The organism is Bartonella sp. CR84HXZ (assembly GCF_042194535.1).
GTDB classification, from domain to species: domain Bacteria; phylum Pseudomonadota; class Alphaproteobacteria; order Rhizobiales; family Rhizobiaceae; genus Bartonella; species Bartonella grahamii.
On sequence record NZ_JBHIMY010000001.1, the window covers coordinates 186949 to 201302 of the forward strand.

13 protein-coding genes are annotated in these 14354 nt (G+C 37.1%); 4 read left to right on the top strand and 9 right to left on the bottom strand.

What is annotated here, in order from left to right:
• The first annotated feature begins 38 nt into the window (after positions 1-38).
• The gene (dapE, locus tag ACFIKD_RS00750) at positions 39-1211 is read left to right on the top strand and encodes a succinyl-diaminopimelate desuccinylase (protein WP_375646958.1); all 1173 of its coding nucleotides are present in this window, start codon (positions 39-41) and stop codon (positions 1209-1211) included.
• A gap of 1627 nt (positions 1212-2838) precedes the next feature.
• Here the strand turns inward: dapE and hemW are convergent.
• Together hemW and rdgB are read right to left on the bottom strand one after the other, a co-directional pair.
• Positions 2839-4038 (bottom strand): radical SAM family heme chaperone HemW, encoded by a 1200-nt coding sequence (gene hemW, locus ACFIKD_RS00755; protein ID WP_375635393.1) that lies wholly within the window; start codon positions 4036-4038, stop codon positions 2839-2841.
• Positions 4035-4682, bottom strand: a complete 648-nt coding sequence (gene rdgB, locus ACFIKD_RS00760; protein ID WP_375644377.1) for an RdgB/HAM1 family non-canonical purine NTP pyrophosphatase — start codon at positions 4680-4682, stop codon at positions 4035-4037. The genes hemW and rdgB overlap by 4 nt, the downstream gene beginning before the upstream one ends.
• A gap of 515 nt (positions 4683-5197) precedes the next feature.
• Between rdgB and hrcA the strand changes: the two genes are divergently transcribed.
• Both hrcA and grpE read left to right on the top strand, forming a co-directional pair.
• Positions 5198-6268 carry a heat-inducible transcriptional repressor HrcA gene (gene hrcA, locus ACFIKD_RS00765; RefSeq protein WP_375635395.1) on the top strand — a complete coding sequence of 357 codons (1071 nt, stop codon included), beginning with the start codon at positions 5198-5200 and terminating at the stop codon, positions 6266-6268.
• A gap of 124 nt (positions 6269-6392) precedes the next feature.
• Positions 6393-7055 (top strand): nucleotide exchange factor GrpE, encoded by a 663-nt coding sequence (gene grpE, locus ACFIKD_RS00770; protein WP_375635396.1) that lies wholly within the window; start codon positions 6393-6395, stop codon positions 7053-7055.
• Between the two features lie 106 nt (positions 7056-7161).
• Here grpE and thpR read toward each other — a convergent pair whose 3' ends face one another.
• The 6 genes from thpR to ACFIKD_RS00800 form a co-directional block, all read right to left on the bottom strand.
• Complete coding sequence (gene thpR / locus ACFIKD_RS00775) at positions 7162-7701, bottom strand: RNA 2',3'-cyclic phosphodiesterase (RefSeq protein ID WP_375644378.1); 540 nt, start codon at positions 7699-7701, stop codon at positions 7162-7164.
• Between the two features lie 626 nt (positions 7702-8327).
• Positions 8328-8621 (bottom strand): HPr family phosphocarrier protein, encoded by a 294-nt coding sequence (locus tag ACFIKD_RS00780; RefSeq protein WP_012754483.1) that lies wholly within the window; start codon positions 8619-8621, stop codon positions 8328-8330.
• Between the two features lie 17 nt (positions 8622-8638).
• Positions 8639-9037: a PTS sugar transporter subunit IIA gene (locus ACFIKD_RS00785; RefSeq protein ID WP_375635398.1), complete on the bottom strand. Its 399-nt coding sequence runs from the start codon at positions 9035-9037 to the stop codon at positions 8639-8641.
• A 135-nt stretch (positions 9038-9172) separates the two neighbouring features.
• Positions 9173-9637, bottom strand: a complete 465-nt coding sequence (locus ACFIKD_RS00790) for an HPr kinase/phosphatase C-terminal domain-containing protein (RefSeq protein ID WP_273722417.1) — start codon at positions 9635-9637, stop codon at positions 9173-9175.
• Between the two features lie 23 nt (positions 9638-9660).
• Entirely contained in the window at positions 9661-11448 is a 1788-nt protein-coding gene (locus tag ACFIKD_RS00795; RefSeq protein ID WP_375646960.1) for a stimulus-sensing domain-containing protein, read from the bottom strand.
• A gap of 39 nt (positions 11449-11487) precedes the next feature.
• A complete protein-coding gene (locus tag ACFIKD_RS00800; protein WP_005774392.1) occupies positions 11488-12210 on the bottom strand; it encodes a response regulator transcription factor in 723 nt (240 codons plus the stop codon).
• A gap of 386 nt (positions 12211-12596) precedes the next feature.
• Between ACFIKD_RS00800 and lysM the strand changes: the two genes are divergently transcribed.
• Positions 12597-13052: a peptidoglycan-binding protein LysM gene (gene lysM, locus ACFIKD_RS00805; RefSeq protein ID WP_012754487.1), complete on the top strand. Its 456-nt coding sequence runs from the start codon at positions 12597-12599 to the stop codon at positions 13050-13052.
• Positions 13053-13160: 108 nt separating this feature from the next.
• Here the strand turns inward: lysM and ACFIKD_RS00810 are convergent, their stop codons facing one another.
• Complete coding sequence (locus ACFIKD_RS00810; protein ID WP_375635401.1) at positions 13161-13715, bottom strand: copper chaperone PCu(A)C; 555 nt, start codon at positions 13713-13715, stop codon at positions 13161-13163.
• Positions 13716-14354 lie beyond the last annotated feature (639 nt).

Below are 14354 nucleotides of genomic sequence, written 5' to 3' on the forward strand. Positions count from 1 at the left end.
AGTTCCGATAACTTATAAAAAAATGGGAAGGGGAGCTTATGCCTGTTCTTACAGATCCACTTCAGCTATTACAAAGACTTATCCGTTGTCCTTCTGTTACACCTCATGAAGCAGGGGCTTTATCAACTTTGGAACAATTTTTGAAAAAAATGGGATTTCATGTTGAGCGCCCTATTTTTACGGATAAAAATACAGATAATGTTGAAAATCTTTATGCAAAAATGGGAAATGAAGGACCCCATCTTATGTTTGCAGGTCATACAGATGTCGTACCACCAGGCGCATTGGATGAATGGACCTATTCACCTTTTGAAGCTGTCATAGATCAGGGAAAATTATATGGGCGGGGTGCTGTTGATATGAAGGGCGGAATCGCTTGTTTTATTGCGGCGTTGGCTCGAGTTCTAGAAAAACAGTCTATTAAAGGAACAATAAGCCTTTTGATCACTGGTGACGAAGAAGGTCCTGCACTTAATGGTACGGTAAAACTTCTGAAATGGGCAGAGCAAAAAGGGGAAAAATGGACTGCAGCTCTTGTCGGAGAACCAACAAGCGTAAAAACTGTTGGGGATGTCATCAAAATTGGTCGCCGCGGATCGATTTCTGGTATCATTACCGTGAGAGGTCGCCAAGGTCATGTTGCTTTTCCTGAGCGGGCAGCCAATCCATTGCCTTTAGTAAATAAGCTTATTCAAGCATTGACACTAAAAGCCTTAGATCAAGGTACAGAAAATTTTCAACCCAGTAATTTAGAGCTAACAACCATCGATACGGGGAATCCCGCGGTGAACGTTATTCCAGCGCAAACAACAATCCGTTTTAATATACGCTACAATGATCTTTGGACAAAAGAAACGCTTATGACAGAAATTGAAAAACGCCTTGCTTTGGTGCAGCCAAAAAATAAGAATGATCAATTACCCTACTATCAGCTTGGATGGATTCCAAGTTTGGGAGATGTTTTTTTGACCAAAAATGATAAACTCGTTAAAACTTTATCCAATGCTATTGAAGGTGTGACAGGGAATATACCAGAATGTTCAACTTCGGGGGGGACTTCGGATGCGCGGTTTATTAAAGATTATTGCCCAGTGGTTGAATTTGGCTTACCAGGGCAAACGATGCATATGGTAGATGAGTGTGTAGCCCTTGATGCAGTGGAAACGCTTACTACTATTTATGAGCGTTTTATTGTTGATTTTTTTGCATGAAGAAATGATTGCTGGTTCAAAAATACCTTTATCTTGTTGTGCCATAAGATATTGCCATTTGAGGTGTGGTAATATGAGACACGTAAGACTTAATATATTAAGTGGGTTTAGAATAAGTGATGAATATTCTTAAGTTGTGATTCTTGCCTGTAGAGTCTTTAGTTAAGTGAATTACATAATTGGAAAGCCAAGTGGGACCTGCTTTAAGAAGCAGAACTGTTTACAGTCCATATTGGATTAAAAATATTCGTTCTTTAAAGTGTAGAAAGGAAGTCAATACGCAATCATATATGGAAAACAGTGAATATTTATATCATAATTGTGTGATGACAGGTTGAAGCCATAAAGACACACAAAAACATGTTGCTATTGTAAAAAATTCGTACAGCATAAATGCGCTCATTCACAGCTCATGCCTTAATATGGTTTCTGCACTCTCATAAAAGGCACTTCTTGTTTCAATTAGCCTCTCTTAGAGTAAAGCCCATAGAGATGCGCTTTAAGTTTGTTTTATTTCATATATTTTCCCCTTCTTTTTTGTCCCCAAAAACTTCCATTGCAAAATCATTACGAGATAGAAGGTGAGCTTATTTAATCAGCTTTAATATTGGTTATGATAAAGATACACAGAAATTCTTTTGTAGCAGCACGTTGACCTCTTTAGACAAGGATTTTCCTAGTGTTATTCTCAATTTTTTAATAAAATAACCTTAAAGGACGCGTACAGACACTCATAAGCATGTACGCAAGTAAGATCATATGGGATTACTATCATTTCGCTCGCTAACAAAGCAATCTCGATTCATATCTGGTATATTTGCCATTTAAGTGCATTGTTTGTTTAATAAAGTTCATGATTTTCCTGTGACCTATAAATCAATACCAATCATACAGCCGCGTATCTCAAATAAATATTGGTTCAGTATTTTTTGCGACAACAGCTTTTATATGCCAGAATAGGATAAAAGTATTGTGTATATCTATTCTTTGTAATCTCTGAAACAGACATACAACCACAACCTCATTGAGGGAAAACATAAAGGTATAAAGGTGAAAATCAACGTGCTTTTTTACTCTCCTTTTTTATTCGGTTTTACGATTTTCAAAAGTATCTAGAGTAATATCTTTTTAAATAATCAGAGCTTAATGCATGGTTTCATGCTTATTTCTCTGGTCCTTTAAATGGTGCCACGATTTCATAAAAAACAATACATTATCGTATTATGCATTCACATACTTGTTTTAAAGAAATTTTCTCAATATTTGTCACATTCGTGCAACTACGGTGCTTATGAATAGTGTAATATAAAATTTTCCGTGAAATGTATAAAGTCTACAGTGCCTCACCATCTTTACGTTTATGAAAAAGAAAGTTAGACCACCATACACTTTCTAGCTCAAAATATTGCGATAGCTTTTAGTACTTAAGGGTGTTCATAAGAGTCCTTTTTACTTCTTTTTTATAGCTTTTATCCATACGCTTCTCTACTTTTAAGGTGTAAGCAAATGGTGGTAACTAATTTACTATAAATAGTTTTGAAATGAGAGAATCTCACGATATTCTAATCTCGCCTTTGCTAGGAAAAATGATAATTATGATTAAAATAAGTATGTTGTTATAAAAACTTTAGTTTGCGAGTTGGCTGATGATGTGATCAAGAACAATACGTCCTTTGGTTGTCGCTTTTAAGCGTTGGTTATCCACCATTTCTATCAATTCTTGGTGTTGTAAATCGATCAGTTTTTCCATTGGGATGCGTTTAGGGCTTAAGGTTTCATAGCGTATAAGTTCTAAGCCTTCGCAAAGGCGTAATCCCATAAGGAGCATTTCATTTGCCTGTTGTTCAGTGGTTAAATGTTCCGTTTCAATACAGCCATGTCCTGTTGTTTCTACCAAATTAAGCCACTGTTCGGGATGCTTTTCATTTATTGTGACATAACGTTCGCGGTTTTCAAGATGTGATGACAATGTTTTTGAACAGGCAGAGGAATGATTCGGTGCGTGCTCAATGAAACGTCCATGTGCTCCTGGACCAAAGCCTGCATATTGGTGATAGCGCCAATAAAGAAGATTGTGTGCTGATTCAGCACCGAGCATTGCATGGTTTGAGATTTCATAGGCAGGAAGTCCATGCAGTGCCGTTATTTCTTGGGTAAGATGATACAGATCTGCTGCTAACTCTGATGGGGGAAGGATAAGTCTTCCTGCATCATGAAGCCGTTTAAAGGCAGTTCCTTCTTCGATCGTCAATTGATAAAGAGAAAGATGGTCCGCTGCCAAATCAATTGCTTGTACAAGTTCAGATTTCCATTGTTCAAGGGTTTGTTCGGGGCGGGCATAAATGAGATCAAAGGATAAACGTGGAAAAATTTGCCGTGCTAAAGCAATGGCACAAAGAGCTTGTTCCACATTATGGAGTCGGCCAAGTTTGCGCAATGCTTTATCATTGAGCGCTTGTATCCCTAGAGATAAGCGATTAACACCTGCTGCACGGTATCCACGAAAGCGTTCTACCTCCACACTGGATGGATTAGCTTCTAATGTAATTTCAACTTTATCATCGACTACCCATTTTTTTGCAAGTGCTTGCAATAGGGCATCGACAGTTCGCGGCTCCATAAGAGAAGGAGTTCCCCCACCAATAAAAATACTTGTAATATGGCGTGGGCCTATTTTGTGGTATTGCGTTTCTATTTCGCGCTTAAAGGCGGTGACAAAACGTGGTTGATCAACACCATGGATGCGAACATGCGAATTAAAGTCACAATAAGGACATTTAGCTGCACAAAAGGGCCAATGAATGTAAATGCCAAAAGGTTCATTCATGAGAATGCTAAAAGGTTTTCTGCCAAAAGTTTGAAAGCACGTGCGCGATGTGAAAGAGGGGGAATATCATTACATTTCCAGTTGTGTTTTTGCTCTGTTGACATTTCTCCAAAGGTATTTTCATATCCATCTGGTAAAAAAATAGGATCAAAACCAAAGCCTTTGTCGCCCCGTGGAGGCCAAAAGAATGTTCCTTCAACGCATCCGCGGAAGTAATCTGCATGAGCATCAGGCCATGCAATGCAAATGACGGATATAAAACGGCATTTTCGTTGGCTTTTTTCTCGCGCTCCGACTTTTTGGAGTTCATTTTCTATTTTTTTCATAGCTTTTGGAAAATTACGTGTGCCATCGGCTTGAATTGCCCAATCAGCGGTATAAACGCCTGGCGCACCCTCCAATGCATCTACCTCTAAGCCTGAATCATCAGAAAGGGCAGGAAGTCCTGTCTTTTTTGCTGCTGAAAAAGCCTTAATATAAGCATTTTCTTCAAATGTTTTTCCCGTTTCTTTTGGTTCTGGCAAGCCCAGTTCTTTTGCCGATTGTATTATTAAACCGAAAGGCGTAATTAAAGTAGTGATTTCATGCAATTTGCCGGTGTTATGTGTAGCAATGACAAGTTTTTTATCTGCTATGCTTCTCATATAGATTTCTCCAAAAATGAAAGGGGAACTATTTTTGTGCTAAAAACCAGCTTAAATACTCATATACACACATTCTGCTTAATTTTACATGATATGATTATTTTACACGTTTTATGATATTTTATTCCAATAAAATTTTTTATCTTGTATAAAGATAACCTTGCAAAGATATGAAGGACATGTCTTTTTTATAATAGCATTTTTATGGTAAATTTCCAATTTCCGGCTTGCTCTAAAGGGTGAAATTTTTTATTTACAGCGGTTTTTAAACAATCCAGATTCTCTTGGAAAGTCTCTACAGTAGACCACTTTATAGATCAACTCTTAATCTTAAATATTTTTCACACACTCTAACAAAAAATACCTCCTGCGTAATTTATCAATCATCATTCTGAAAGGTAGCATTTTACGGCTCAATAGGATAATATGCTTTTATACTACTTTAGACTATTTGACCAAACCTTGGCAAAACTTATATAAGAGATGAGGATTTTAAAAGTAGTGAAACAATTGTGATGAAGCACAAAACTATTGATAATGAACTAAAATATCTTGATGAACGTTCACGTGATATTTTTCGCCATATTGTTGAAGCTTATCTTAATGATGGTGAACCTGTAGGGTCACGCAATCTTTCACGGCTTTTACGACAGACATTATCGCCTGCGACGATTCGCAATGTGATGAGTGATCTTGAACATCTCGGTTTGATTTATGCACCACATGTTTCTGCGGGACGAATGCCGACACAATCAGGTTTACGCTTTTTTGTGGATGCATTTATGGAAGCAGGTGATTTGCCAAACGAAGAGCGAGAAAATATTGAAATGCAAGTCAAAGAGGCTGGTCATGCACAATCGGTTGAACATTTTCTTGTTCAAGCAAGCCGAGTTCTTTCAGATCTTTCACGTGGGGCAGGGCTTGTTTTAGCAACAAAACAAGAAGGAACATTGAAACATATTGAATTTGTGCGCCTTGATAGGGAGCACGCTCTTGCCGTTTTGGTGACTCAACAAGGTGAAGTTGAAAATCGTATTGTTCATTTGCCAGAGGGGGTTACCCATGCACAACTGACGGAGGCAACGAATTTTCTCAATGCTCATATTCAGGGGCGAACATTGAGTGAAGCTAAAGAGGAAATTGCACGTTTATGCTCAGAAACACGGGCTGCACTTGATGATTTATCGCATCATCTTGTTGAAACGGGATTAGCTCTTTGGGGAGGAGAAGGTGCTGATCATAAAATACACCTCATTGTTCGCGGGCGTAGCAATTTACTTGAAGATGTGAAAGCAGAAGAAGATTTAGAACGATTACGCCATTTGTTTGATGATCTTGAAACGCGTGAGAGTATGGCACAGCTTCTCGATTTAACGGATGAAGGTTCTGGGGTTCGAATTTTTATTGGTTCAGAAAATAAGTTATTTTCACTTTCTGGTTCTTCTTTAGTTGTAGCACCTTATCGTGATTCACAACAAAGAGTCATTGGTGCTTTAGGCGTTATTGGTCCTACACGGCTTAATTATGCAAGGATTGTGCCCATGGTTGATTATACAGCTCAACTTGTGTCACAGTTATTGCGTTAAAACGATGCAGGTAAGTATTTGTACTATAGAAGCTCATTGTATTATATACATCGATACCCCTTGATTTTTGTCTGTAGAATTTCGATATCGAGAATAACGAATCTTATGAAGGAATAAAATTTTTATGTCTGATGAAAAAAACAAATTTACTGACGCTTCATTTGAAAATTGTGATTTAAAAAATCCAGCTGATCGTAATACACTTAAACAGGCAGCCGATGAATTTTTAAAAACACATAAAACAGAGGAACACGAAGACGTTGAAAAAGAAAGCAATGAGGTTAGTGATCTTTTAGCGTCTTTGCAGGATGAAAATAAAGAACTGAAAGATCAGCTTTTACGTCTTGTTGCAGATATGGAAAATCTTCGACGCCGTACTATGCGAGATGTGGCGGATGCAAAGGCTTATTCCATTGCTAATTTTGCACGGGATATGTTATCGGTTTCTGACAATCTCAATCGTGCTTTGGAAGCTATTCCAGAAGGGGCGCGGGAAAGTGATGCTGGTTTGAAATCATTGGCAGAAGGCGTTGAAATGACTGAACGTGCCATGATGGCAGCATTAGAACGTCATGGGGTGCAAAAAATCCATCCAGAGGGGCAAAAATTTGATCCTCATTTTCATCAAGCGATGTTTGAAATTCCTAATGCCGATGTTCCAGATAATACTGTTCAACAAGTTGTTCAGGCAGGCTATATTATCGGGGAAAGGGTGTTACGTCCAGCTATAGTGGGTGTAGCCAAAGGAGGAGCAAAAGAAGCTTCTGTTGAAACTGATTCTGCTTAAAACACATCAATAATAAATCTCCAACATAAAATGCAGTATTCCCTGCAATTACACATATATGAGGTCTTTTCTCAAAGAGTTTTTAAAGGGTGTTATAAACACCCTTTTATCTTTGAAGTGCCCAACTTCCTTTTATAAGATACACGGCCTCGCTTGAGGGAGATGACGATGAAAATAAAACAAAGTGATCGACCTCAAAAGGAGGAAATGAAAAATTCCTTCGAAAGAACAGATAAGGAACAAGGTCTTCAGGTTTAGTATCAAGCAGTCGCGCAATAGTAATATGTGGAGTAAATTCTCTTTCATCAGGTGTTAGACCTAAATGGCTACGGATAGATTGCATCTTTTCGTGTAGAAGATTGAGAGCTTTACAAGGTTTAATGCGAATAACAAGAGAGGGGGCAGTATTTTCTGAACCAAAAATATCAAAACCATCTATTTGTAGCATAAAAGGAGAGAGCTTTATTGTATCAAAGGCGTGCATAAGTGCATCTGCGGTAGCACTTTCAACTTCACCGAAAAAAGATAAGGTGACGTGAAAATTTTGCGGGTTGATCCATTGCGCTTTTGGTAAGCCATTTTGCAACGATACAAGTTGTTGTGTTGTTTGTTGAGGAATCTGAAGGGCACTAAATAGACGACCCATAATATTATCTCCTTATAATGAAAGAGGCTATCCAAAGCGCAATATAGATAATAAGGGCGAGGCATGTACCATAGAAAATAAGGCAATAGTATTGAAAAAGAATGTCTAAAAAATGCTTACTATAATTATGAGCGTACAAAGCTTATTCGTTTTAAAAAATGGTTATGATATCGATAAGAATTGCGTTTTCATGAGCTGTATCACAATGATGTGCAATGGAAGATTCCTTGTGTATTATAAAGACTACAAATTTAGCAGAAAATAAGAAAAGTTGATAGATTTTTGATGTGCTAAATTATTTTGACATCTATCTTTAGCTTAAAATAAAGCATATTCTAATACAAGGTGAAGAGTTCTCTTTTTCTGTAAAGATTTAATTATACGATTAAGTCGGGTAATAGCCGTAATACGCAAAACTATTCAAATTGATCAAATAATGTTAGGAAAGGAAGGAAAAACTCCAGTATAATAAAATTACTATAAACTTTTACATTTATGATAATTATGCTAATCTATAATGGATATGAATATTGGTATAAAAGCGGGAAGAGAAATTAAAATTCAAAATAATGATGGACAATTCCTATTTCCTAAGAATCATCATCCTTATTTATGGTGAGAAAGCGCTAGTTTTCCTCTCCAAAGTTGTTATTGATAAGCTTTTCAAGAGCATTAAGAGCATCTGTTGCTTCTGGTCCTGAAACACGAATGGTGAGGTTGCAACCGGATGAAGCCGCTAGCATCATAAGTCCCATAATTGATGATCCACCAACGATTTTTCCATCCTTTTCAACTTCAACAGTAACATTAAAATTGTCAACAGTTTGTACAAATTTTGCAGAAGCACGTGCATGCAAGCCACGTTTATTACAGATATTGAAATGACGACTTATACATGGGAGGGTATCTTTGGAAAACATTGGTATTTTATTATCCGCTATAAAATCATACTTGGTACATTAATATATTTACGCCCTGCTTCTTGTGCTATTCTTAACGCGTCTGATAATGAAATATCAGGACATTTGCGAATAGAAATCAGTTTAATAAGCATGGGCAAATTAACACCCGCAATCATTTCAACGCGTCCTTTTTCAATAGCAGGAACAGCTATATTCGATGGTGTTCCACCGAACACATCTGTTAATATGATTACGCCATGATCCGTATCTGTATCGGTTACTGCGGCTATAACATCACCTCGGCGCTGATCTATATCGTCATCGGGATAAACGCATATTGTTGCGAACTTTTCTTGTACTCCAACAACATGTTCCACGGCATGTAAAAATTCGACAGCCAGCTCACCGTGCGTTACAAGCACGAGTCCAATCATTTACGCAAACTCCTGTTAACTAATAAGATCCGACCATATTGGTGGGAAACACATTTTACAAGGCTTTGTCTTGCTGCCAAGAAAAATTTGCAAAAAAAAGGCAAAAATAGTGATTTTTTTATCTTTAGAAAAAAATTAGACAGATTTTTGCCATATTTTTCTAAACAAAAATGCTTCAATAGCTTGACAAATGGCTGTACAATCGGCTTCACGAAGAGAGGGAAGTTTTAAAAGAGGAATGTGCAAATTTTCAAATTGAAAAGTTTTATTTGTGGAAAAACGTTCATATTCCGGACCGAGAAAAATAACACAATCGATAGTTGTGTGCTTTTCGAATTCTATCATATAAAGACCAACGCCACGAATCTCGATACCGCCCTCTAAATTATCAGGAGTGTATCCGTGAAGCTTTCCATTTTCCGCACGCAACATTGTATAATCATCACTAATAAGCTTCGCTTCACGTTTTGACCACTCAGCACGGTCGAGCAAAGAAAGGGTAAGGGTTGATTTTCCTGATCCCGATGGACCTATAATTAACAGCCCCTTGCCGCCTAATTGAAGGCAATTTGCGTGGAGTATTTCACATTTTGTTTTCATGTCTTTTACTTTGGATAAAAGATTTATTTAGCGAGGGGAAGCATAATAATAAAACGTGCACCAGTTTTACACTTTCCAAGTGTAGGATCAATAATATTTTCGGCTGTAATTGTCCCATTATGAGCCTCGATGATTTGCCGACTAATAGAAAGGCCAAGTCCAGAGTTTTGTCCAAAAGCATCTTCGTTTGGTCGATCTGTATAAAAACGCTCAAAAATGCGTTCAATATTTTCTGAACGAATACCTGGGCCATTATCTTCAATGGTTAAAATAAGGGTTGAAGCATGACTTTTCATAGTAATGCAAATTTTGCCACGATTCCGAGGAATAAAAGAACGTGCATTTTCAAGAAGGTTTGAAATCACTTGCCCTAAACGGAGTTCATGTCCCAATACAAGATAGGATTTTCCATGAGGACGTGGGACAATATTAAGGCTTATGTCAATGGTTTGCGTATTACGATACACTTCCTGAACAGCATGAACAAGACTTTCCAAAAGCGGTGTCATATCAACAATCTCTGCGGTTTCTCGTGCAAGCTCTGCATCGAGCCGCGATGCATCAGAAATATCTGTAATCAACCGATCAAGACGGCGCACATCATGTTGAATAATTTCAAGCAATTTCTCTTGTGCTTCTTCATTTTTAGCCAGAGGGAGCGTTTCAACAGCACTGCGTAGGGAGGTGAGAGGATTTTTTAATTCGTGGCTTACATCAGCAGCAAAGCGTTCAATGGCTTCAATACGCATATAAAGGGCATTAGTCATATCACGAATAGAAGTTGAAAGGTGACCAATTTCATCTTCACGCATTGAAAAATCAGGAATTTCTACACGCTGATTATTGCCATTACGCACTCGATTAGCCGAGGCAGATAATTTACTTAATGGATGGGCAATCGTATGGGCCAAAAAGAGAGAAAGAACCAAAAGTACGCTGCCTACAACGGCAAAAACTTTAAAGATAACCAGTCTTTCACCTTTTACAATGTTATCAATATCAGAACCAGTGGTTGAAAGAAGAAGAGCTCCAACCACTGCGCGATAGCGTTGCACAGGAACGGCAACAGAAACAATTAATTGACCTTGTCTGTTGCGTCTTTTAGCTGTAGCAAGAGATCCGTTTAATGCGCGGTACACTTCTGGATAAGCAGCAATACCACTGGTTTTTGTTTGTTCTCTGTCAAGAGCAATACCTTTGCCATAAAATGTGCTTGAATACCATGAAGTAAGGCGATCCCACATGCTTTGTTCTGTTTTAAGTGGGGGTAAATCATAACTAAAAACTTCTCCACTAGAATAAAGAACGCGCGAATCAAGAAGGAGAGTAGCATCACGATCATAGATACGTGCTCTTGTCGTTTTAGGTGTGATGAGACGCCGTAAAAGAGGGGCAACTTGCTCAGGGTTAATAGGGAAATCCCAAGAATCGGTTGATTGAGGGGCGGGTGTAACGCTTTCACCAGTTTGTAACTCTAAGAGTTTTTGGGGATCAATGAGGATAGAATTTGTATCTACTGTTGCAGAAGCAGCAATAGCCCCAGCAATAATTTTTCCTTGGGTACATAAACTTTTAATTTTTGCTTCAATTAAACCATCGCGAAATTGGTTAAGGTATAAAATGCCTGTAACTAAAATGGCAAGGGCAGCAATGTTTAATATAACAATGCGACGTGTGAGGCTGGAAAAAAGCAATTGTCTAAAGAGACGTTGTGTTCGGAGATGCAAACGGGCAAACATAAGAAATGGCGTTGAGGATGTACCATTAACGGTTGTTTTTTGTAAAGTTTCCAGTTGAGAATTGTCTGTCATCGATTTGATTGCCGTTCAAATTTTTGCGACAAAGTAGTTTTATACCTCGTGGAAACGATAACCTACACCATAAAGTGTTTCAATCATTGCAAAATCATCATCCACTTGTTTAAACTTTTTACGCAGACGTTTAATGTGACTATCAATGGTGCGATCATCTACGTAGACTTGATCACTATAGGCAGCATCCATTAAAGCATCACGACTTTTTACAACTCCTGGTCTTTGTGCTAAGGTTTGCAGAATCAAAAACTCCGTAACGGTTAAAATAACAGGTTTATCTTTCCATGTACAGGTGTGGCGTTCTTGATCCATCACAAGATCTCCACGTTTGAGAGAAGAGGTGGAAGAAGTTCCTGTAGAAAGTGGTTGGTTACGTGCATTAGAACGGCGCAAAATGGCTTTCACGCGTTCAATGAGAAGACGTTGGGAGAAAGGTTTAGTAATAAAATCATCAGCTCCCATTTTGAGACCAAATAATTCATCAATTTCATCATCTTTAGAGGTAAGAAAAATAACTGGAAGATCAGATTTTTGACGTAAACGACGCAAGAGTTCCATCCCATCCATTCGGGGCATTTTAATATCAAAAATAGCTAAGTGTGGAGGGTGAAGTGTGAGACCCTTGAGTGCAGATGCTCCATCTGTATAGCTTTCAACTCGATAGCCTTCTGTCTCAAGCGCAAAAGATAAAGACGTCAAAATATTGCGATCATCATCAACAAGTACAATCGTTTGTGTGATTGTTGGTGTATCTTTCATGGTTTCTTAGACCTTTCTATTGCTGTGGTAGCAAATTACCCACACTTATTTATATGGGAGTTCATATTTTTTTTGCAAAACAAATATGATACAAATTGTAGCAAAGTAAAAAACCTTTTGTCATTACTGTAAAATCTTGTTTTGCTTTCATAATTTATAATGTTTCTACGTCTATTAAGATCCCTTCGTTTGAGAGAAAATTTTCATAAAGGCTTTTTTTATCAAGGTTTATTACCAAGTTGATTATTGTATTTGTCCCATAATTGAACAGGTATAGTTTTGATTGTTGAAGTTTAGAAAATATGCCTATGTGTTTTAAGAGCAAAGAAAAGAATGTGGCAATATATGCACAAAAATTTGTTTCTGCTACACGAAAGGAGGTTGTAATGGGATTTTTTAATTTTATTAAAACTGTAGGGGAAAAGTTAGGTATTGGGGACCATGAACCAAAAGAAAAAGATTTTAAGACAGCATTTGATCATTTTCAACTCGGTACAGAAAAAGTAAATATTCAAGTTGAAGACGGTAAAGCTATTTTAAGTGGTGAAGTTCCAGACAGGGAAACACTTGAAAAAGCATTGCTGGTTGTTGGCAATTCACAAGGTATCTCTTCTGTAGATGTTGATCAATTAAAGGTTATAGATACAACGCCCAGAAAACCTTCTCGCTTTTATGAGGTTAAATCTGGTGATAATCTTTGGAAAATTGCTGAAGAGGTTTATGGAAAAGGGCAAGGTAATAAAAACACGTTTATTTTTGAAGCCAATAAGCCAATGCTAAAATCTCCCGATAAAATTTATCCTGGACAAGTTTTACGTATTCCTGAAATTGACCATAGTTAATTCATCAAAGGGGAGAATTTTTTACTGATGGCATTAAACAAAAAATAAAGAAGCGTACAAAAATTTCACGCTTCTTCATTTTAAGAGTGTGTATTATAAAAAAGGAGCTTAGTGGCTAGGAGAGGATTTAGAAGGTGATGGTGCTTTCATAGCGTTTACAGAGAAATCAACATCAATCGTTCCTGCTTTCTCAAATGTCAATTTTGCGCTAATTTTATCACCTAACTTGAATGGTTGTGAAAGCCCCATAAACATAATATGATCACCGCCAGGCTTAAGCGTGATTTCGCCATTTCCCGGAATTTCAATGCCATTGTGCATTTTTTCCATTTTCATAATATCATTAACGACAGCCATGGAGTGTATCTCTGTTTTTTTTACTCCGTTTGTGGAAATAGAAACCAAACGGTCTGGGGTATTACTGTGATTAATAATGTAGAGATAACCGCTACCAACTCTTATACCTCTAAGTGTTTCGCGTGTCCAAGGATTGAGAATTTCTATGTCGCCAAGTTGATATTGCTGAGCACCTGCAGGCAGGGTTATACCAGCAAAGAGAAGAGCACACACGATATTTATGATAACCTTTTTGTATGGATATTGTGTATTTATTATATTCTTAAAGATAAGATTTGTTATTTTCTTAATAATAGATGTCATCATTGATTTACCCTCCTTCATAAGATTCACACTTTGAATAACTTTTCATTTTAGCAGAGCTTTTATTTAAAATAAAAGAAAGAAATGCTAAAATGAAATTGATTTGAATATGAGAATAAAAATCATAGAATTCTTTGATTTTAAAGGAAGACAATAAGGTTTACAATGACAACACACCTCTTAACGCTTCCGTGTTCATCTCATAATAGTGTTTGTAAATGGTATAAAATCTATGATGCACTACTATTTTACTTAATAAATATATAACACAGAGCAATCATCAACTACTTTACCAATTTTTAATATTACGACAGCTCTTGGTATTTTAAAGCATTTATACAGAGGCATTTTTATATATTTTCAAGTTCAAAATTATACAGTTAAGAAAAAACGCTTTAGGTGAGTTTAAAACACATCTTTCAAATAGCAGTAAACAATGAGACCGTTAAAAGGAGAATTTTTGAAAGGAGATCGATAGATAATACCTCTACTGATATGAGCATTAGATATGATGACTATTTTAGTCCAAGGAAAATTTATAATATTCGTGATATAAATTATTCGCCTTTTAAAAAGCTTTTACGTGAGTATCATTTTATTAATGATGAGAAGATCAAGAGCGAGAGTGCAATCACTCTTTTG